This window comes from Vibrio brasiliensis LMG 20546 (assembly GCF_000189255.1).
Lineage (GTDB): Bacteria > Pseudomonadota > Gammaproteobacteria > Enterobacterales > Vibrionaceae > Vibrio > Vibrio brasiliensis.
This window is the reverse complement of record NZ_AEVS01000085.1, coordinates 1-19,978: the sequence shown is the minus strand read 5'-3', so window position 1 is coordinate 19,978 and position 19,978 is coordinate 1. Positions and strand designations below refer to the sequence as shown.

Here is a 19,978-nt window from a genome sequence, read left to right as displayed (position 1 = left end):
AAAGACGAAGTCCGTTCTAAAATCTCACAGGACGAAGTCCGATCTCGAAGCGAAGCGTTCTCGAAACTGTTCTTTTAGAACCAACGCTCTAACGCTGACTTATCTAGCTGACGGAATGCGCGGTTAAGGATCTGTGCCAGCTCTTTATAACGAGGGCGCGATTTCATTGGTTCAAGTGCGAAACCACTTTCGGCAATTTTCTGATAAATCTCGCGGTACCAACCTGCCAGTGCTGGCGGAAGCTGAGTATTAGAGCGATTACCTAACCACCACATCCCCTGAATAGGCATACTAATAGCGAACAGTGCAATAATGACTGCTTGTGGCATCGATTGATAATTGTTAAACGCCATCTGCGTCAACACACTAATCGCTGCAATGGCCGGCATCACTTTGACGCCAAAACGAGTCGCTTTGATAATACGCTGTTCAGGGAATAGCATATTCAGCTCTTTACGCATGGGCCAAATGTCCATGTACTTTTGCCCATCACGTAGGCTGTGAACTAAACCGACTTTATTGCTCATAGGGGTTCTCTCACTTCATCAGTGGGTCCAAAACTAAAATTTAGTTGAAAGATTCAACTATTAAGACAAAAAATTGATGAAAGTTAATATTCTTTCAAATTTTTTTGTTATCATTGCTTATTATCGTTATCCTTTGCGGACCCACAATCTCATTGTTGCTGTTATTTACAATTTAAGCAACTCTTGAGACCTTTCTGCATCGGATGCAAGAGTGGTGATCAGGATCGCCACTGTCTTTTTATATGGAATTCTAAGTTTTTTTGACCAAGATTAGTACGCAGCTTGTTATGCATCGTCTATTCTTGTGATTAATTTTTATCCTAACTGATTATTACAGGTAGTCACTCATGTCAAAGCTAGTTTTAGTTTTAAACTGCGGTAGTTCTTCTCTTAAATTTGCTGTTGTTGATGCAGAAAGCGGTGATGAGCATCTAACAGGTCTTGCAGAATGTCTGCACCTTCCTGAAGCTCGTATCAAGTGGAAACTTGACGGTAAGCACGAAGCTCAACTAGGCAACGGCGCAGCTCACGAAGAAGCTCTAGCGTTCATGGTAGAAACTATTCTTGCTTCTAAGCCAGAGCTTTCTGAGAACCTAGCAGCAATCGGTCACCGTGTTGTACACGGCGGCGAGAAGTTCACTCAGTCTGCACTTATTACTGACGACGTGCTTAAAGGCATCGAAGACTGTGCGACTCTAGCACCTCTTCACAACCCTGCTCACATCATCGGCATCAAAGCAGCACAAAAATCTTTCCCAGCACTGAAAAACGTTGCTGTGTTTGACACTGCTTTCCACCAAACAATGCCTGAAGAGTCTTACCTATACGCTCTTCCATACAACCTATACAAAGAGCACGGTATCCGTCGTTACGGCATGCACGGTACTTCACACCTATTCATCACTCGTGAAGTTGCTAACATCCTTGGCAAGCCAGTTGACGAAGTTAACATCATCAACTGTCACCTAGGTAACGGTGCGTCTGTATGTGCAGTTAAAAACGGTAAGTCTGTAGACACTTCAATGGGTCTGACCCCTCTAGAAGGTCTGGTAATGGGTACTCGTTGTGGCGACATCGACCCTGCGATCATCTTCCACCTACACGATACTCTTGGTTACTCTGTTGAGAAAATCAACAACATGCTAACTAAAGAGTCTGGTCTAGCTGGTCTGACAGAAGTAACTTCTGACTGTCGTTTCGTTGAAGACAACTACGGTGAGAAAGAAGAAGCAACTCGCGCGATGGACGTATTCTGCCACCGCCTAGCTAAGTACGTTGCTGGTTACACTGCATCTCTAGAAGGTCGTCTGGACGCTATCGTATTCACTGGTGGTATCGGTGAAAACTCTGGCCCAATCCGTGAAATGGTTCTTAACCGTCTAGGCATCTTCGGTATCGAAGTTGATGGCGAAGCTAACCTTAAAGCTCGTTTCGGTGGTGAAGGTACTATCACAACTGAAAACAGCCGTATCCCAGCAATGGTTATCTCTACAAACGAAGAGCTAGTTATCGCTGAAGACACTGCACGTCTAGCAGGTCTTTAATTGACTTAACCGGCTGACACAACGTCAGCCGGTTTTCTTACTAAGGGGCTTAACTCCTATTCCAATATGATTAAGGAATACGCAGTTAAGCTTTTATCCCAATAGCTAAAGGTACTCTACGAATGTCTCGTACTATTATGCTTATCCCTGCAAGTGCTGGTGTTGGTCTTACTAGCGTAAGCATGGGTGTTCTTCGCGCTATGGAGCGCAAAGGCGTTAAAGTTTCTTTCTACAAGCCAATCTGTCAACCTCGTTCTGGCGGTGATCAGCCAGACTTAACGTCAACAATCGTTGGCGCTAACAGCGATGTTAAGATTGGTACGCCATTGATGATGTCTGTTGCTGAAAGCCTAATCGGTAACGACAACATGGACGAGCTACTAGAAACTGTTGTTGAGCGTTACAACCAGATCAACAAAGATGCTGACGTAACTCTTATCGAAGGTCTGGTACCTACTCGTAAACACCCATTCGCTAACCAGGTGAACGCTGAAATCGCAGCAACACTTGGTGCAGAGATCGTACTAGTTGCTACGCCAGGCACAGACAACCCAGCTCAACTTAAAGAGCGTATCGAAGTTGCTTGCTCTAACTTTGGCGGTACTAAGAACAAAAACATCTCTGGCGTTATCATCAACAAGCTAAACGCTCCTGTTGATGAAGCTGGTCGTACTCGTCCGGATCTGTCTGAAATCTTCGACGATGCTGACAGTGCGAAGCAGAACGAAATGAAAGTAATGGAGATCTTCAACACATCTCCAATCCGCGTACTAGGTTGTGTGCCATGGAGCATTGACCTAATCGCAACTCGTGCAATTGACATGGCTGAGCACCTAAACGCTGATATCATCAACGCTGGTGACATCAACACTCGCCGTATCAAGAGCATCACATTCTGTGCACGTTCACTGCCAAACATGATTGAACACTTCAAGCCAGGTTCACTGCTAGTAACTTCAGCAGACCGTCCTGACGTAATCGTTGCAGCCGCTCTGGCAGCAATGAACGGTGTTGAAATCGGTGCAATCCTTCTGACTGGCGGTTACGACATTCCAGAAGAGATCGTAGGTCTATGTAAGCCAGCGTTTGATTCAGGTCTGCCTATCTTCAAGGCACAAGGTAACACTTGGCAAACTTCTCTGAACCTACAGAGCTTCAGCATCGAAGTTCCTGCTGACGATAAAGAGCGTATCGAGTTCATTAACGAGCACGTGGCTGGCAACATCGATGGCAACTGGATCGAGTCTATGACTGAAGGTACTCAGAAGTCTCGTCGTCTAAGCCCTCCAGCATTCCGTTACCAGCTAACTGAGTTCGCTCGTAAAGCAGGTAAACGTATCGTTCTTCCTGAAGGTGATGAGCCACGTACAGTTAAAGCTGCGGCTATCTGTGCAGAGCGTGGTATCGCTGAATGTGTGCTTCTTGGTAACCCAGAAGAGATCAAACGTGTTGCTGCGCAACAAGGCGTTGAACTAGGTGCTGGCGTAACTATCATCAACTCTGATGAAGTACGTGAAAACTACGTTGCTCGTCTGGTTGAGCTACGTGGCGCTAAAGGTATGACAGAAGTTGTTGCTCGCGAGAAGCTACAAGATTCAGTATTCCTTGGCACTATGATGCTTGAGAATGACGAAGTAGACGGTCTGGTTTCAGGTGCTGTTCACACAACGGCAAACACTATCGTTCCTCCGTTCCAGATCATCAAGACTGCACCTGATGCGTCTATCGTATCTTCTGTTTTCTTCATGCTACTACCTGATCAGGTACTGGTTTACGGTGACTGTGCGATCAACCCAGATCCGACTGCTGAACAGTTAGCTGAAATCGCTATCCAATCTGCTGACTCTGCAGCAGCATTTGGTATCGAACCACGCGTTGCTATGATCTCTTACTCTACTGGTGAATCTGGTAAAGGTGCAGACGTAGATAAAGTACGTGAAGCGACTAAGATCGCTCAAGAGAAACGTCCAGATCTCGTTATCGACGGTCCTCTACAGTACGACGCAGCTATCATGGAAAACGTTGCCGCTTCTAAAGCGCCTAACTCTCCGGTAGCAGGTAAAGCGACGGTATTCGTATTCCCAGACCTAAACACTGGTAACACAACTTACAAAGCGGTACAGCGTTCAGCTGACCTAGTGTCTATCGGTCCAATGCTTCAGGGCATGCGTAAGCCAGTAAACGATCTGTCTCGCGGCGCTCTAGTTGACGACATCGTATACACAGTTGCTCTAACAGCGATTCAGGCTGACCAGGCAGAACAAGCAAAAGAGAAAGTGGTTAACTAATTTTCCGCTTCTGTTTTGGCCTACACAAACCCTCGCAAATGCGGGGGTTTGTTTTATCTCTGCATAGATTAATGTAATGCCAGGTACACTGCGGCGCCTGCCACGACACAGCCGATCATTACAGGTGCTACCCTCACCCACAAAGCCTTATCACCAATCGAAACAACCATTGCCATTTTAACCACGGTATTGACCGAAGCCGCAATCAGGATACCCAGTACGGCCGTCGTAGAACTCAATGAACCTGTGCTTTGACGCCCTAGGGCTAAAGAAATTGCGTCAACATCGGTAATACCGGACAAGGCGGATAGCAATAAAACCCCTGCATCACCAAACCATTGCAATAACGCCTGCGACAACAACATAATGACTGCCAGCACGACACCAAAAAACAGCGCAGACTGCAGTGCTAATGGATTAGCCTGTTTGTTCGATGGCTCGATGTTGCTGAGTTCACTTCTGTTCCATACCCACCAGGCCGGAAGGTAGAGTGCCAGCATCATTGTCAGTACAATCGGCCATAACAAGTGAACCAACTGGGGGCTAATTACCGAAAGAACAATCAGTAAGCGCGGGAACATGGTGCCACAACTTAAAAGGATACCACTGGCAAGCAATGGGCTAATAGCCGGTTGCTCACGGGATAGGTGTGAGAATTGTAATGTCAGCGCTGTTGAAGAGCTGAGGCCTGCAAATACTGATGTAAACAGGATGCCTCGTTTCGCGCCACCGATTTTTATCGCGAAGTAACCAACAAATGAGATACTGGCAATCAGTACCACCATCCACCATATTTCATAGGGGTTGAGAGCATTCCAGGGGCCATAGGTTTGGTTGGGTAATAGAGGTAACAGGACAATCGATATCAACAGCAAACGCAGTCCGGCATCGAGCTCGTACTCTTTAAGCCGCTGTAGCGCTTGATGGAGTTCCTTTTTGTTATCGAGTACCACCGCAGTAATAACAGCCGCCGCCACCGCCAAGACTGCCTCGCCAGAAACAGCCAGAATTCCCAGCACAAAAGTGACCAGTAAACTGACGACACCAGTAATGCTTACATCGTCACTTCTCTTCTGCTGAACGACAAAAGCAATACAGGCCAAAATGACTAACGCGATCAGCGCGAAGCCAATCAGCAACGGACTATATAGCTTGGCTAAAATAGCCGTCAAACCGCCAAGTAAGCCGACTAAGGAAAACGTGCGAATACCCGCTACCCGACTTCCCTCAACGCTATTTCGCATCACCCAGCCGCGCTGAGTGCCAACAATGGCTCCAAGCAGCAAGGAAACAAATAGATTCCATGTCAGGTGGTCGCCATTAAACAATCCGCTGATATCCATACCTCAGTTCCTCAAACTTCGGCTTTACTATCATTAGTTTATGCAATATCGCAGCGAATTTCGTGATTGACGGTGTAAAACAAAAAAATAAAAAGCGCCACCGAGTGACGCTATTTATTATGGGTTAGTAACTAGAGCTGTTCCCGACCATGAGCCGATTCCAAGTCAAGCTCTGGGCCTTTCGGCACGACTTGAGTCGGATTGATGCCCGTGTGACTGAAGTAATAGTGACGTTTGATATGGTAGAAATCGGTTGTCTCTTTAATCCCCGGTACCTGATAGAGCTCTTTCATATATCCATTCAGGTTCGGATAGTCGGCAATCCGCTTCTTATTACATTTAAAATGTCCGACGTAAACCGCATCAAACCGAATGAGAGTGGTAAAAAGTCGCCAGTCCGCTTCAGTTAAGCTGTCTCCAGCCAGGTAGCGGTTTTTAGCCAAATGGGCTTCCAGTCTGTCTAGTGACTCAAACAGATGGTTATAGGCTTCTTCGTATGCCTCTTGTGTGGTTGCGAAACCACAGCGATAAACACCATTATTTACATGTGGATAGACATAGGCATTCCATTCGTCAATAAGCTCACGTGCTGATTCTGGGTAGTAATCATCCGTGTTTCCGGTGATATGGTTAAACTCAGAGTTAAACATGCGGATAATTTCCGACGACTCGTTACTAACAATCGTATTGTGCTTTTTGTCCCATAATACAGGTACCGTAACTCGTCCTGTGTAATCAGGCTTAGCTTCGGTGTAGATTTGATGTAAGCGCGTATGGCCAAATAGTGGCTCCGGTAACCCCATTTGCCAGCCTTCTGACATCATATCCGGACAGACAACAGTGACATCAATATGTTCTTCAAGACCTTTCAGCTTACGGAAAATGAGGGTGCGATGCGCCCAGGGACAAGCTAACGATACATAGAGATGATATCGGCCCGACTCTGGCTGGAACTTAGCGTCAGGCTGGTTTCGGATCCAATCGCGAAAACCGGCATCTTCCCTGACAAATTTGCCATTGCTTGATTTGGTGTCATACCAAACGTCTTGCCACACACCTTCGACTAACTTACCCATCTTTTCGCTCCTAACCCGCATATGTTGATGAGATTAGTATAAAAAAAAATTTGCCTGAGATAATTAGACAGCGTTGGCTTAGTTGTTCGAATATTTTGAATGGAACCGGACGACGTTGTAATACAACCGATACAAAAAAGCGCGGCTCCCTTAAAGGAAGCCGCGCTGATTATAGCTTTGAGCGTAAATTATACGCTAACGTGCAAACATGATACTGCGTGAGTGTCGTTACCTTCGATGGTCGGTTTCGTTTGTGCACACGCATCCGTTGCCTGAGGACAACGTGTACGGAACACACAACCTGAAGGAGGACTAATTGGTGATGGTAAATCACCCTCAAGCATCTCAATCTGCTTATTACGTTCTAGTTTAGGATCAGGGATTGGTACCGCAGACATCAAAGCACGCGTGTATGGGTGCTTTGGATCAGCGAACAGTGCTTCTGCTTCGCCCAGTTCAACCGCATTACCCAAGTACATGACCAGTACACGATCTGAAATGTGTTTAACGACTGACAAGTCGTGCGCGATAAATACCAGTGAAAGACCCAGCTCTTTCTGCAATTCTTTAAGCAGGTTAACTACCTGAGCCTGAATCGATACATCCAGTGCTGATACTGGCTCATCACAGATGATCATCTTAGGCTTAAGAATCAGTGCACGGGCAATACCGATACGCTGACACTGACCACCAGAGAACTCGTGCGGGTAACGGTTGATAACGTTAGGCAGTAGACCTACTTTTGCCATCATCTCTTTAACGCGATCTTTTACTTCTACCTTAGACAGTTCTGGGTAGAAAGTTTCAAGAGGCTCAGCGATGATATCACCAACCGTCATACGTGGGTTTAGTGATGCCAGAGGGTCCTGGAAAATCATCTGAATCTCTTTACGAGTTTCACGACGTTGTACTTCTTGCATCTTAGTCAGATCCTGACCAAGCCACATAACGTCACCGTCAGTTGCTTCCACCAAACCGATAATTGCGCGAGCAAATGTCGACTTACCACAACCTGACTCACCTACTACGCCCAGTGTTTCACCTTCATATAGACGAACGTTAACACCGTCTACGGCTTTAAGGTTTGCAGGCTTTGCCCAAGGCCAAGCTGACTTGGCTGCGATATTAAAGTGAACTTTAAGATTCTTTACGTCCAGTAATAGCGATTTATCTACACTCATTTGCTCCAAGCCTCCCAATCAGAAAAACATGCACGCTGACGGCCATCTCCAAATGGAGTCAGAATTGGCGTTTCACGCTTACAACGATCTATTACACGGTGGCAACGCTCTTGATACGGACAGCCTGTTGGCAAACGTAGCAAGTTTGGTGGGTTGCCCGGAATCGTCGGTAGGATTTCACCTTCAGTATCAAGGCGAGGAATCGCTTTAAGCAGACCTTCCGCGTATGGGTGACTTGGGTTATAGAAGATTTCATCTACTGTGCCGTACTCCATCGTACGACCAGCATACATTACCAATACCTTGTCACATGAACCCGCAACAACACCCAGGTCATGGGTAATCATGATGATTGCAGTGTTGAACTCTTGTTTCAGTTCATTCAACAGATCCATGATCTGAGCCTGAACCGTTACGTCCAACGCCGTAGTTGGTTCATCAGCGATAAGCAGTTTAGGACGACATAGCAGCGCCATTGCAATCATTACACGCTGACGCATACCGCCCGAGAACTCATGTGGGTACATGGTAATACGCTTACGAGCTTCAGGAATTTTTACCGCTTCTAGCATGCGCACTGACTCTTCGAAAGCTTCAGCTTTGCCCATACCTTTATGCAGCATCAGAACTTCCATCAACTGATCACTTACCTTCATGTATGGGTTAAGTGACGTCATTGGGTCTTGGAAAATCATCGCAATCTGCTCTGCACGAACTTTGTTCAGAGCAGCTTCTGGAAGGTTCAGGATTTCGTTACCTTCAAACTTTGCGCTACCAGAAATGATGCCGTTTTTAGCTAACAGGCCCATGATAGCGAATACTGTTTGAGATTTACCTGAACCAGACTCACCCACGATACCAAGCGTTTCGCCCTGGTTTAGTGAGAAGTTCAAATCGTTTACAGCGGTGACGATACCATCTTGTGTGGTAAATTCGACACGCAAGTCTTTGACATCTAATAGACTCATCATTGCTTCCTTAATCTTTATATTTTTAATTAGCGGTCTTTCGGGTCAAGCGCGTCGCGCAGACCATCACCAACATAGTTGAAGCAGAACAGAGTCACGACCATAAAGGCTGCCGGGAATGCAAGTTGCCAGATAGCAATTTCCATTGTTTGTGACCCTTCTTGGAGTAATGCGCCCCAACTTGTCATTGGCTCCTGAACGCCAAGACCAAGGAATGATAAGAATGACTCAGTCAGAATCATGCTTGGGATTAGCAGCGTTGAGTAAACCGCTACGATACCCAGTACGTTCGGTACGATGTGACGAGTAATGATCTTCCATTTACTTACACCACATACGTGAGCCGCTTCGATGAATTCTTTGCTACGCAAGCTTAGAGTCTGACCACGTACAATACGCGCCATATCAAGCCAAGCAATCGCACCAATCGCTACGAAGATAAGGATGATGTTACGGCCAAAGAAGGTTACTAGTACGATAACCAGGAACATAAATGGAACCGCGTATAGGATCTCTAGTACACGCATCATCAGACGGTCTACTTTGCCGCCAATGAAGCCAGATGCCGCGCCGTAAAGTGTACCAATAAGTACAGCGACAAGCGCACCTAGTACACCAACCATTAACGAGATACGACCACCAATAAGGGTACGTACATATAGGTCACGACCTAAGCTATCAGTACCAAACCAGTGTTCCGCGCTTGGTCCAACGTGCATCGCATACCAGTCAGTATCATCGAAGGTATAAGGTGCGATCATTGGCAGGAAAATGACTGCCAATGTCATGATGAATAGAATTAGCAGACTCACCATTGCCGCTTTGTTACGCATAAAACGGATACGGGCGTCTTGCCACAAACTACGACCTTCAATCTCTAGATTCTCTGAGAATTTTTCGATCGCTTCTAGATTCTCTTTTTTCGTTAACATAACGATACGTCCCTGTTAGTAACGGATTTTCGGGTCTATTAACGCTAGCAAGATATCAACGACAGCGTTGAATAGGATGAATAGGAAACCAATTAGAATGGTAATTCCCATTACTAGCGAGTAGTCACGGTTAAATGCTGCGTTTACGAATAGCTTACCAATGCCTGGCAGGCCAAAAATTGTTTCGATTACAACAGAACCAGTAATGATACCTACGAATGCAGGACCCATGTAAGACACTACAGGAAGCAGCGCAGGCTTAAGTGCGTGCTTAAGAATAATGTAACGGTAGCTCAAGCCTTTCGCTCGCGCTGTACGGATAAAGTTACTGTTCAACGTTTCGATCATTGAACCACGTGTAATACGCGCAAAGGTAGCGATGTACAGGAATGACATACCCAGAACAGGCAGAACCATGTACTCGATTGCACCACCGTTCCAACCGCCGGCCGGGAACCAGCCTAAACCAATTGAGAAGATATAGATCAGAACGGGCGAGAACACGAAGGAGGGCAACACCACCCCTATCATGGACGTTGACATGACCGAATAGTCAAGCCAGGTATTCTGTTTTAGCGCAGCTAGCGTACCAACCGCCACACCGACGATTACGGTAAAAATAAACGCATAGAAGCCCACTTTTGCTGAAACCGGTAGTGCTTCAGCGACTAACTCATTTACTGTGTAGTCTTTGTACTTGAATGATGGGCCAAAATCACCTTGCAAAATATTGCCTAAATAGGTGGTGTATTGTTCAAAAAGGGGCTTATCCAGGCCGTACTTCTCGTTGATGTTCTGCATTACTTCAGGTGGCAAAGTTTTTTCAGATGAAAAAGGGTTACCTGGAGCAAAACGCATAAGGAAAAACGAAACGGTTATTAGGACAAGTAAGGTAGGAATTGCTTCCACAATACGAGTAAAAATTAACTTCAACATAATGCATCTCACATCTAAAAAAGTGCGCCCATAGCGCGAGCTACGGGCGCACTCAAATCTACTTCAATTTACTATTTGCTTTTGATGTACATATCTTTTGAGTAGATATTGTCCTGAGGGTTTTGATCAGGATAGCCGCCTACTGCTGTGCTCACTAGGCGTGGCTGAACGTACTGGTAAATTGGAGCGATTGGCATGTCTTGCGCAAGCTGAGCTTCAGCGATTGCGTAGAACTTGTTACGCTCATCTTCTGTCTTAGCTACGTTAACCGCATCGTTCATTGCTTTATCAAATACGTCGCTTGAGTATTTCTGATCGTTCGAACCGTTCTCAGTCATAGCAATTGCTAGGAATGTAGATGCTTCGTTGTAGTCCGCACACCAGCCTGCACGACGAACATCAAAGTTGCCTTGCTTACTGCTGTCTAGGTACGTTTTCCACTCTTGGTTTTCTAGCTTAACGTTTACAAAACCACCCAGAGATTTCTTCCACATAGATTGTACCGCTACAGCGATCTTCTTGTGGTTCTCAGATGTGTTGTAAAGAAGAGTGAAGTCTAGAGGTTTGCCTTGACCAAAGCCTGCTTCTCCTAACAGTTCTTTTGCTTTAGCAATACGCTCTTTTTGAGATAGCTCTGCATACTCAGGTGCTTCTGGTGCGAAACCAGTAATACCGCTGTGAGTTAGAGCGAAAGCAGGTTTCTGGCCTTGACCAAGAATTGCTTTAGTAATGATGTCACGGTCGATTGTGTAAGAAAGAGCCTTACGTACACGAACATCATCGAATGGAGGACGTTGAGTGTTGAAGCCGTAGTAGTAAGTACATAGGTTTGGAGAAACCACTACGTTTTCTGGGTAATCTTTAGACAGACGACGGAACTGCTCGTTTGGCACTTCGTATGTTAGGTGAATTTCACCAGATAGGAAGCGGTTCATTTCCGCGTTTTGGTTTTCGATAGGTAGGAAAGTTACCTTATCAATTACTGTATCTTTGTTATCCCAGTAATTTGTGTTGCGCTCAAGAACAATCTTTTCGTTCACAACCCAGTCAGACAGTACGTATGCACCGTTACCCACGAAGTTACCTGGTTTAGTCCAGTTGCTACCGAATTTCTCTACTGTAGCTTTGTGAACTGGGTACATCGTAGTGTGTGCCATCATCTTAACAAAGTAAGGTAGTGGTACTTCTGTTTCTAGAACTAGAGTGTGATCGTCAACAGCTTTAACACCAAGCTCACTTACGTCTTTTTTGCCAGCAATGATGTCTTTAGCGTTCTTCATCTTGGTGTATTCGATGTACCAAGCATAAGGAGAAGCTGTTGCTGGATCTGCAGCACGTTTGAAGCTGTATTCAAAGTCGTAAGCAGTTACTGGGTCACCGTTAGACCATTTTGCGTCTTTACGGATCTTGAAAGTGAAAGTTTGGTTGTCTTCTGTAGTCCAAGACTCAGCAGCACCAGGGATTGTGTTACCTGGACCGTCTTGAATCACTAGCCCTTCCATCAGGTCACGTAGAACGTGTGACTCTGGAACACCTTCAACTTTGTGCGGATCAAGAGACGCTACTTCAGTACCGTTACCACGGACCAGTTCTTGAACTTTAGCTAGTTGAGTGCCAGCAGGAACATCTGCTGCAAGTGTAGTAGTAGAAGTGGCAGCCACTGCCAATCCAGCACCTAGAAGTAGGGCTTGTGTGATTTTATTCTTGTACATGCATTAAACTCCGAGTTTTATGTATTGCATCCATGACTTCTTTGTATCTCACCAGAACGGCCAGTGATTTAGAACTGTTTTGCTCAAAAAATTAAGCATAAAAATCTAAATTAATACAAAGATTGCGGCACACATTAGCAACCATTGAAGTAATTTGCCATAAAAATGTAGCAAAAAGTCGTATATATACGCGATTACGTCAATAAATTGGTAATAATCACTAGGAACTAAGAATTAATTAGATAAATGAAATAAAAATTCTTTCCGACGTAGATTGAAGTGCCAAATTATCTAATAAGAAGCTTTTTTAGCATCTTATGCTATATATTGTGCGGAAAAATTTACAAAAGTAATGCAATCCAGCTAACACTTAGCTACATTTGCCTTTGATAAAAGTAGGTTCTGTGAACTTAGTCACTTCACTTAAATTTACCAAAGTCTAATTATCATATTTCAGACATTAATCCCCATTATCAACCAAATAATAGATATTCCCATCATTAATACATGCGGGTTCATTTAGATTTTTTTATCAGAACAATCTGACGGACGGAAAATAGTTAACGCGGGTTGGAATAAGTTCTAAACGAGAATTCTAATGTTTAGACAAAAAGGAAAGGATTTAAGTTAAAAAGTAGCAGATAGCAAAACGCCGCTAATAAAAGCGGCGTTTTTAATGGGTGGAAGCCCCAGCCACATCCCGGCACACAAGTCACTCGCTGCGGCTGCTTCCTTCCGGACCTGACCGAGTTCACGAGCTATTGTTGCGGGAGGACCAGGGCCTCCATAGATTCTTTTTCTTAGCATGGCTAAGGAGTGAGGGGATTATCAGTCATCCTCAGGGCTATTTCAAGTCAAACAAGCCAGAAAAGTCATCTTTTCGATTCAACTGCTTAGTGAGTAACCACTATTGGTTAAGACGAATCACTTTTGCAGCTTTTCTCACACTATGAGCACCTTCAGCCTGAGACTGTTTATGCTGATACATTTCCACATCCGCTTCATGAATCACCTCTTCGATACTCATAAAGCTCCTTCCCGAATATGAAGCGCCGTATGCGAGAGAGACTTCAAAAGAGATAGAATTATCCTGTGATACAAAAGGAACAGACGCGAACTTTCGCTTTAGCCTCACGACATCTTCCTGATCGGCTTTGCCGACAAGAACAAACTCATCACCACCAATCCGATAGCTGGTACCACGCCAGTAACGACTAATGTAATCGGCCACTGTCTTAAGAACCTGGTCACCGACTTCATGGCCATAGTTGTCGTTAATCTGCTTAAAGCGATTTACATCCAGATAAATCAGTGTTTCATCACCATTGATGCCACTGCGATAACGCTGTTTCAACGCGCGACGGTTTCGTAATCTGGTCAGATTGTCGGTGTTAGACTGACTGTGCAGGTACATAGCGACCACCACTAAGAAGCCCAACACCATTACGAATAAGATTTGACTCTTTCGTGAAAAAGCCTGTTCTGCGTGTAGCGTTGCTTTCCAGTTCGGTTGGTAATCGTATTTGCCTATGATTCGCTCTACATCAATCATTTTGATTGCTCGTGAGAACAAGGGCGCCAATATCTCCCCTAGCTCGTTTCTGGCAAAGCCTATTGCAATAGGTGATTGATAGTAGCTACCAATCAATGTCTCTTCCGCCAGAGGTAATAGATCATTGGATTCACGCAGGCGAGTATTGAAGTTAGCACGGCTGGCCGCAAGATAATCTATTTCTCCAGCTAATAAAGCGTCAAATATTGAATCTCCGCTTGGATACGCGTGCAGCGCTTTGTTTGGTAAGCGCTGAGAAAGTAATTCCTGATAGAAATCATCTCTAATCACGCCGATACGCTCAGCGATCAACTCAGAAACGTTACTATACACATTGTCTTTGTACCCTTCCCTCTTAACTAAAATCGCTTCAGGATAATAATAAGGTGCTGAAAAATAGGCGATGTTTTTACGTGACTCGGAAATGGCGATTGGCGACAAAATATCAATATTCTGATCTATCAAATCATGGTACATGCTCTCCCAAGATTCATCGGAAGTGCTGACAAGATTACATTTCAACATCAAAATTTCACACGCCTGTAAGACCACATCTGCGGTTATACCGGTAATTGAACCATCCGGATGATAGGTGGCGTACTGACCTATGTTCTCTATTTTGACTCTTAACGGCTTTTGATAATTTATCCGACTATCAATGACCGCTTGGCGAAGTGCCTGTTTTCTTAAGTCAAACTGGTACTGCTTCACCGATTCACGCAACAGCTTCTGTACCTGTGCTCCATGAACATAACTTTCGATGGTTTTGAGCAGCTTCTGATGCTTACCTTTTGGCGACACGATAGAGACTGGCTTGATTGTTAACTGGTGATTGAGTAGCTGAGCATCAAATCCGGCGAGCAGCATAGGTTTAAGCTGATTAATCGCATCAATGACACCATCAACCTGACGCGTTTCAATTAAGGATTTAGCGTGCTCATGACCCCGGTATTCAACCAGAGTCATTTCTGGGTAGTTAGCGCGAATCAGTTCACCATAAATGGTACCAGCAGGCACCCCTACCGTAGCAACCTGATCTAAGTTGGCGTTCGTCAGGCTATATAGATAGGTGTATTCAATATTGGTTGGACTAGAAAACTCAAACAACGCAGCCCGTGCTTCTGTATAAGTCACGTTGGCGGCAAAATCTGCCTCTGAAGTTTTAACTGCATTAAGAATGGCGTTGAAACTAGGATAATAGACATACTCTACCTGCAGACCAAAGCGTTCAGAAACGGCGTCAAAAAGGATGCGCGAAACTACGTCATCCGCCTCCATCGCAACTTTGTACTTAGTGCCCGCATATGTAGTAGGTATCAGTAGCATGCAAGAAAAGAAAAACCACATGCGCCAAAGGTAAGCCATCCTAGCTTGTTCCTGTTTGAATAGTTATGAATTAATAATTATTAAAGTTGCTCATGCTAGCAACACGGCGGGACAAAAATCACCGCCAGTAGCAACGCTAAATTGGTATACAAACAGGTACTTGCGTGATCTGAAGCACGTAATTAGTTCCTATCCGTTTAAATCATGCGCAATTCTGACACAACTGATTGAATATGCCAACCGCATACTCATAGCATTTTGATTGACTATTTATATATCCTGTTCTTGTTCGACACTACGCAGTATGTAATCAGTCATCCATGCCGTACCAAGCAAACAGATCCAGACGACAAATACCGGATTCGGCACTTCAATCGTAGGTGTAACAACCAGAGCGGCAAACCCTACCGTAGGCAACGTCCAACAAAGCAGTTTACTCCAACGGAATGAGCTCAGTTTGGACATACTCTCCATAGAAGCCATGATACCGGTAATACATAGTGCGACTAATACGGCATAGGATAAATCCGCTATCCATAACGGTAATATCAATCCTAAGGCCCACCAGCTATGTCTGTTTGAAGGTTTCCAGTGTGACACTGACCACCAGATTACGACCACTGAGGCGATCTGAACAAAAGTAATGACAGGTTCGCCAGCAAGCTTGCCACCAGCTTGGGTAACCATGATGCCCACCATAAGAGTGGATACGATCAGCGCACTGGTTAGTACCACAGCCAAGCTACTGCGTTTAGAAAACGCGACCATGAGCAATGGGAACAGAACCCACAAGCTGACAGAAAGCGTAAACGGTTGATGAGGTAGTGTCAGACCGTAAGTGGTCATTGCAGCCATCAGCGCCAATCCAGCGACACCGCCTTGAGGAAAGATCCACAATGCAGGTATGATTAGAGCCAGCACCGGAATATCCCCTTCACTGAGGCTGATACTCCGCGCGCAAACAACGGCCAATAGGGTCGTTACTAAGAACTGAAATGTAGAAAATACCATGCCCTCTCCTTATCCATTCCTTGGAACTCTGTACTAGGACACTCTGATTATGGACCAGTTTTTAATGCAAATCTTTGCTGTAATTCACCAAATTCCGTGTGGAAATGTCACGACTTACGGTGAGATCGCAAAACGCGCAGGTTATCCCGGTTATGCACGCCACGTTGGCAAAGCACTCGGTAATCTGCCTCAGGGTTCAAAACTACCTTGGCACCGAGTCGTAAATAGTCAGGGAAAGATTTCGCTAAAAGGACAAGATTTAGTCAGGCAAAGGACCAAATTGTTAGCGGAAGGAATTGAAGTAAGCGAGCAAGGAAAGTTGAGTTTAAGAAAGTATCAATGGCAGCCTTAAAGGCTGCCATTGATTGATATTTAGTTACCCACGCCGATTAAACGTAGATTTACGTTATCTGTTTGCGCGTTATCAGTGATCACTGGGTATGAGGTATCGGTGATAAAACGAAGTTTACCGTCAACTTCAATGCGTGCGCTGACGCTGTAACGATGACGAGCTTCAATCTTGTTAGTATCGTACGCCAGGTCAAACTCAAAAGGTACTTGCGCACCATTCGTTTCGAAGCGATGTTTTGCAATCACCTTAGTCGGAGCATCTGCCAGAGAGATATCTTGTAGCGTAACCGTCACTACTGCATTGTCAGGTAATGCAATACGCTCACGGTAAGCCAGTGTACCTGTAACTGAATCCACTTGTGGCTGGTCCTGTTTATCTGAAGACTGACAACCTACCAAAACTGCACCCAATACAACCGACATCACTAACGCTAGTGCCTTTTTCATAAAGCCTCTCAATAACTGATTAAATTCGCGAGGATTATAGGTGGCAATTATGTGAATGTCATTGCACAAGTACAACTATTGACAATGTTTTGACTATGCTAGATTTACGATGACATTAAAAATTTAAACAGCTGTTTTATTTGTCAGTAACTGCGTAAAATATACCGAAACATCGTATTACAAGGTCACAATCATGAGTAAACCTCTAAACGAGTTATTGGATTTATTGCAATTAGAAAAGCTTGAAGAAGGACTTTTTAGAGGTCAGAGTGAAAACCTCGGCCTGCCACAAGTTTATGGTGGCCAGGTAATTGGCCAGGCACTCTCAGCAGCCCGCTATACCGTCGACCCTGACAGAACTGTTCACTCATTTCACAGTTACTTCCTCTACCCTGGTAATCCCGAAAAGCCGATCATTTATGATGTAGAGAACCTACGTGATGGTCGTAGTTTTAGCACCCGCCGTGTTAAAGCAATTCAAAATGGCCGCCCTATTTTCTACCTGACGGCCTCTTACCATGGTGATGCACCTGGCTTCGAACATCAGAATGTTATGCCGGATATTCCGGGACCAGAAAACTTTGCTTCAGAGTCTGAGCTTGCCTCGCAAATCGCTCACTTACTGCCAGAAAAGTTACAGAAAACTTTCTGCGGTGAAAAACCCATCGAGATGCGTCCAGTGACGGTAGTCAATCCGCTCAAACCTGAAAAGGCTGAGCCGAAGCAGTACCTATGGATCAAGGCTAACGGTACGGTGCCAGACAACCAGCTGATCCACCAGTACTTACTTGGTTACGCATCGGATTGGGGATTCCTGGTCACTGCACTTCATCCCCATGGCGTCTCCTTGATGACTCCTAAGTTTCAGGTCGCGACGATCGACCATTCAATCTGGTTCCATCGCCCGTTCAAAGTCGACGATTGGTTGCTTTACGCGATAGAGAGCCCGACAGCAAGTAATACCCGTGGTTTGGTTCGCGGTGAGATTTACAATCGCAATGGTGACCTTGTTGCCACCGCTGTCCAAGAAGGCGTAATGCGCTTTACCAATTAAGCAAAAAGCCTCCGACCGGAGGCTTTTTTAGTTGCTGCAGATTGGCAAAGCTGTGGTGTACTTTAATGGTTCCATTGCAAAGGTAGAAGTGACATTGGAGATACCTTCAACCGAATTGACCAGTTTCTTATAAAAGTGGTCAAAACACTGCATGTCTTTGACCAGTACCTTCATCATATAGTCATACTCCCCAGCCATACGATAAAACTCCATTACCTCAGGAAACTCAGAAGCTGTAGAGACGAAACGGCTATACCACTCATGTGAATGGTCACTGGTTTTTACCAGTACAAAGGCCGTAAATGACAGGTCTAACTTTTCAGGGTTAAGCAGCGCAACCCGCTTTTGAATCACCCCAGCCTCTTCGAGCTTTTTTAATCGCTTCCAACAAGGCGTGGTGGTTAGATTTACCGCCTCAGCAAGGTCGTTAAGAGAGAGCGTGCCATCGTTTTGTAACAGATCGAGTATTTTTCGGTCAGTTTTATCCAGTTCAATTTCCATACAAGTACATTTGGAGAAATATTTTCTCCAAATAAAGCAAACTAGAGCAAAAATAGCAAAGTTTTTCTCCAGCTAAATCGATAAATTAAACCTATAACGATTCTAAGGAGAAACCCTATGTGTACTGACCATAACTGGATTAACAATGCTGTTCGTAAAATCGAAGCGGATTACCAACGCAGTGCTGATACTCACTTGATTAAACTTGATCTACCAAGCATCGATGGCATTGATGTCTATTTAAAAGATGAAAGTACGCATCCTACTGGTTCTCTAAAGCATCGTCTTGCTCGCTCCCTTTTCCTTTACGCGATTTGTAACGGCTGGGTTGGTCCAGAAACAACCATCATCGAATCATCCTCAGGCAGCACAGCTGTTTCAGAAGCTTACTTTGCACGTCTACTTGGTCTACCGTTTATCGCAGTTATGCCTAAATGTACGGCGCGCAAGAAGATTGAACAGATCGAGTTTTACGGTGGTAAAGCCCACCTGGTTGATCGTTCAGACCAGATCTATGCAGAGTCCCACCGTCTGGCTGAGGAACTGAATGGTCACTACATGGATCAATTTACTTATGCCGAGCGTGCTACCGACTGGCGTGGTAACAATAACATTGCCAACTCAATCTTTAGCCAGATGGAAATGGAAGATCACCCGGTTCCTGCCTGGGTAGTAATGAGCCCGGGGACTGGTGGTACATCAGCGACGATTGGCCGTTTTATTCGTTACCAGCAACACGATACTAAATTGTGTGTTGTCGACCCTGAAAACTCAGTGTTCCACGACTACTTTAAAACAGGTAACAAAAACATTACTGGCGACTGTGGTAGTAAGATTGAAGGCATTGGCCGCCCTCGTGTTGAGCCAAGCTTTATCCCTGGCGTGGTTGACGAAATGCGCACCATTGCCGACGCAGCGTCCGTAGCAACCGCTCACTGGCTAGAAAAAATTCTTGGTCGTAAAGTGGGTGCGTCAACAGGTACAAACTTATACGGCGTACTTCAGCTAGCCAGCGAAATGAAAGCACGCGGTGAAAAAGGTTCGATTGTGACGCTACTGTGTGATAGCGGCGAACGTTACTTAGATACTTACTACAACCCAGAGTGGGTAAAAGAGAATATCGGTGACCTACAGCCATATGCAGCGAAACTTGAAGAGTTTGAAGCAACAGGTCAGCTAAGCTAAATCCGGAACAAAGACAGTAAAAAAGCCCGTCGCTCAAGAAGTAA

At 45.1% G+C, this 19,978-nt stretch carries 17 protein-coding genes and 1 other RNA gene; 5 read left to right on the top strand and 13 right to left on the bottom strand.

The window, feature by feature from the left end:
* Window positions 1-74: 74 nt before the first annotated feature.
* On the bottom strand, window positions 75-527 hold the full coding sequence (gene yfbV, locus RH46_RS16710; RefSeq protein ID WP_006880693.1) for a terminus macrodomain insulation protein YfbV: 453 nt from the start codon (window positions 525-527) through the stop codon (window positions 75-77).
* A gap of 347 nt (window positions 528-874) precedes the next feature.
* On the opposite strand from yfbV, the gene RH46_RS16705 reads away from it, so the two are divergent.
* Both RH46_RS16705 and pta read left to right on the top strand, forming a co-directional pair.
* Window positions 875-2,071, top strand: a complete 1,197-nt coding sequence (locus tag RH46_RS16705; protein WP_006880692.1) for an acetate kinase — start codon at window positions 875-877, stop codon at window positions 2,069-2,071.
* A gap of 122 nt (window positions 2,072-2,193) precedes the next feature.
* Window positions 2,194-4,359: a phosphate acetyltransferase gene (gene pta / locus RH46_RS16700; RefSeq protein ID WP_006880691.1), complete on the top strand. Its 2,166-nt coding sequence runs from the start codon at window positions 2,194-2,196 to the stop codon at window positions 4,357-4,359.
* 68 nt (window positions 4,360-4,427) lie between these two features.
* On the opposite strand, the gene RH46_RS16695 is transcribed toward pta, so the two are convergent.
* The 10 genes from RH46_RS16695 to RH46_RS16650 form a co-directional block, all read right to left on the bottom strand.
* Complete coding sequence (locus tag RH46_RS16695; RefSeq protein WP_006880690.1) at window positions 4,428-5,702, bottom strand: MgtC/SapB family protein; 1,275 nt, start codon at window positions 5,700-5,702, stop codon at window positions 4,428-4,430.
* Between the two features lie 131 nt (window positions 5,703-5,833).
* Window positions 5,834-6,778, bottom strand: coding sequence for a glutathione S-transferase family protein (locus RH46_RS16690; protein ID WP_006880689.1), 945 nt, complete (start codon window positions 6,776-6,778; stop codon window positions 5,834-5,836).
* A gap of 188 nt (window positions 6,779-6,966) precedes the next feature.
* A complete protein-coding gene (oppF, locus tag RH46_RS16685) occupies window positions 6,967-7,959 on the bottom strand; it encodes a murein tripeptide/oligopeptide ABC transporter ATP binding protein OppF (protein WP_006880688.1) in 993 nt (330 codons plus the stop codon).
* The gene (gene oppD, locus RH46_RS16680) at window positions 7,956-8,927 is read right to left on the bottom strand and encodes an ABC transporter ATP-binding protein (protein WP_006880687.1); all 972 of its coding nucleotides are present in this window, start codon (window positions 8,925-8,927) and stop codon (window positions 7,956-7,958) included. The genes oppF and oppD overlap by 4 nt, the downstream gene beginning before the upstream one ends.
* A 29-nt stretch (window positions 8,928-8,956) precedes the next feature.
* Complete coding sequence (gene oppC / locus RH46_RS16675) at window positions 8,957-9,859, bottom strand: oligopeptide ABC transporter permease OppC (protein WP_006880686.1); 903 nt, start codon at window positions 9,857-9,859, stop codon at window positions 8,957-8,959.
* Window positions 9,860-9,874: 15 nt separating this feature from the next.
* Window positions 9,875-10,795, bottom strand: coding sequence for an oligopeptide ABC transporter permease OppB (gene oppB / locus RH46_RS16670; RefSeq protein WP_006880685.1), 921 nt, complete (start codon window positions 10,793-10,795; stop codon window positions 9,875-9,877).
* 71 nt (window positions 10,796-10,866) lie between these two features.
* Window positions 10,867-12,507, bottom strand: coding sequence for an ABC transporter substrate-binding protein (locus tag RH46_RS16665; protein WP_006880684.1), 1,641 nt, complete (start codon window positions 12,505-12,507; stop codon window positions 10,867-10,869).
* A 684-nt stretch (window positions 12,508-13,191) separates the two neighbouring features.
* Window positions 13,192-13,288: signal recognition particle sRNA small type (gene ffs / locus RH46_RS21885), an RNA gene on the bottom strand.
* A 126-nt stretch (window positions 13,289-13,414) separates the two neighbouring features.
* Window positions 13,415-15,424 (bottom strand): diguanylate cyclase domain-containing protein, encoded by a 2,010-nt coding sequence (locus RH46_RS16655; RefSeq protein ID WP_006880683.1) that lies wholly within the window; start codon window positions 15,422-15,424, stop codon window positions 13,415-13,417.
* 231 nt (window positions 15,425-15,655) lie between these two features.
* Window positions 15,656-16,396 carry a VP0952 family biofilm-associated protein gene (locus tag RH46_RS16650; protein ID WP_006880682.1) on the bottom strand — a complete coding sequence of 247 codons (741 nt, stop codon included), beginning with the start codon at window positions 16,394-16,396 and terminating at the stop codon, window positions 15,656-15,658.
* Between the two features lie 49 nt (window positions 16,397-16,445).
* Between RH46_RS16650 and RH46_RS16645 the strand changes: the two genes are divergently transcribed.
* A complete protein-coding gene (locus tag RH46_RS16645) occupies window positions 16,446-16,748 on the top strand; it encodes a DNA base-flipping protein (protein WP_006880681.1) in 303 nt (100 codons plus the stop codon).
* A gap of 20 nt (window positions 16,749-16,768) precedes the next feature.
* On the opposite strand, the gene RH46_RS16640 is transcribed toward RH46_RS16645, so the two are convergent.
* Window positions 16,769-17,194 carry a YbaY family lipoprotein gene (locus RH46_RS16640; RefSeq protein ID WP_006880680.1) on the bottom strand — a complete coding sequence of 142 codons (426 nt, stop codon included), beginning with the start codon at window positions 17,192-17,194 and terminating at the stop codon, window positions 16,769-16,771.
* 193 nt (window positions 17,195-17,387) lie between these two features.
* Between RH46_RS16640 and tesB the strand changes: the two genes are divergently transcribed.
* Window positions 17,388-18,248: an acyl-CoA thioesterase II gene (gene tesB, locus RH46_RS16635; RefSeq protein ID WP_006880679.1), complete on the top strand. Its 861-nt coding sequence runs from the start codon at window positions 17,388-17,390 to the stop codon at window positions 18,246-18,248.
* 27 nt (window positions 18,249-18,275) lie between these two features.
* Here the strand turns inward: tesB and RH46_RS16630 are convergent, their stop codons facing one another.
* Window positions 18,276-18,749, bottom strand: a complete 474-nt coding sequence (locus RH46_RS16630; RefSeq protein ID WP_006880678.1) for an Lrp/AsnC family transcriptional regulator — start codon at window positions 18,747-18,749, stop codon at window positions 18,276-18,278.
* 117 nt (window positions 18,750-18,866) lie between these two features.
* Here RH46_RS16630 and RH46_RS16625 point away from each other — a divergent pair, with 117 nt between their 5' ends.
* Window positions 18,867-19,934: a PLP-dependent cysteine synthase family protein gene (locus tag RH46_RS16625; RefSeq protein ID WP_006880677.1), complete on the top strand. Its 1,068-nt coding sequence runs from the start codon at window positions 18,867-18,869 to the stop codon at window positions 19,932-19,934.
* The last annotated feature ends 44 nt before the right edge of the window (window positions 19,935-19,978 follow it).

Coding starts and splice junctions, on each gene's coding strand:
- RH46_RS16645 (WP_006880681.1), top strand. CDS start 16,446: ATGGACCAGTTTTTAATGCAAATCTTTGCTGTAATTCACCAAATTCCG.
- RH46_RS16655 (WP_006880683.1), bottom strand. CDS start 15,424: ATGGCTTACCTTTGGCGCATGTGGTTTTTCTTTTCTTGCATGCTACTG.
- RH46_RS16665 (WP_006880684.1), bottom strand. CDS start 12,507: ATGTACAAGAATAAAATCACACAAGCCCTACTTCTAGGTGCTGGATTG.
- RH46_RS16640 (WP_006880680.1), bottom strand. CDS start 17,194: ATGAAAAAGGCACTAGCGTTAGTGATGTCGGTTGTATTGGGTGCAGTT.
- RH46_RS16625 (WP_006880677.1), top strand. CDS start 18,867: ATGTGTACTGACCATAACTGGATTAACAATGCTGTTCGTAAAATCGAA.
- RH46_RS16705 (WP_006880692.1), top strand. CDS start 875: ATGTCAAAGCTAGTTTTAGTTTTAAACTGCGGTAGTTCTTCTCTTAAA.
- tesB (WP_006880679.1), top strand. CDS start 17,388: ATGAGTAAACCTCTAAACGAGTTATTGGATTTATTGCAATTAGAAAAG.
- pta (WP_006880691.1), top strand. CDS start 2,194: ATGTCTCGTACTATTATGCTTATCCCTGCAAGTGCTGGTGTTGGTCTT.
- oppF (WP_006880688.1), bottom strand. CDS start 7,959: ATGAGTGTAGATAAATCGCTATTACTGGACGTAAAGAATCTTAAAGTT.
- RH46_RS16630 (WP_006880678.1), bottom strand. CDS start 18,749: ATGGAAATTGAACTGGATAAAACTGACCGAAAAATACTCGATCTGTTA.
- oppC (WP_006880686.1), bottom strand. CDS start 9,859: ATGTTAACGAAAAAAGAGAATCTAGAAGCGATCGAAAAATTCTCAGAG.
- oppB (WP_006880685.1), bottom strand. CDS start 10,795: ATGTTGAAGTTAATTTTTACTCGTATTGTGGAAGCAATTCCTACCTTA.
- RH46_RS16650 (WP_006880682.1), bottom strand. CDS start 16,396: ATGGTATTTTCTACATTTCAGTTCTTAGTAACGACCCTATTGGCCGTT.
- RH46_RS16695 (WP_006880690.1), bottom strand. CDS start 5,702: ATGGATATCAGCGGATTGTTTAATGGCGACCACCTGACATGGAATCTA.
- oppD (WP_006880687.1), bottom strand. CDS start 8,927: ATGAGTCTATTAGATGTCAAAGACTTGCGTGTCGAATTTACCACACAA.
- RH46_RS16690 (WP_006880689.1), bottom strand. CDS start 6,778: ATGGGTAAGTTAGTCGAAGGTGTGTGGCAAGACGTTTGGTATGACACC.
- yfbV (WP_006880693.1), bottom strand. CDS start 527: ATGAGCAATAAAGTCGGTTTAGTTCACAGCCTACGTGATGGGCAAAAG.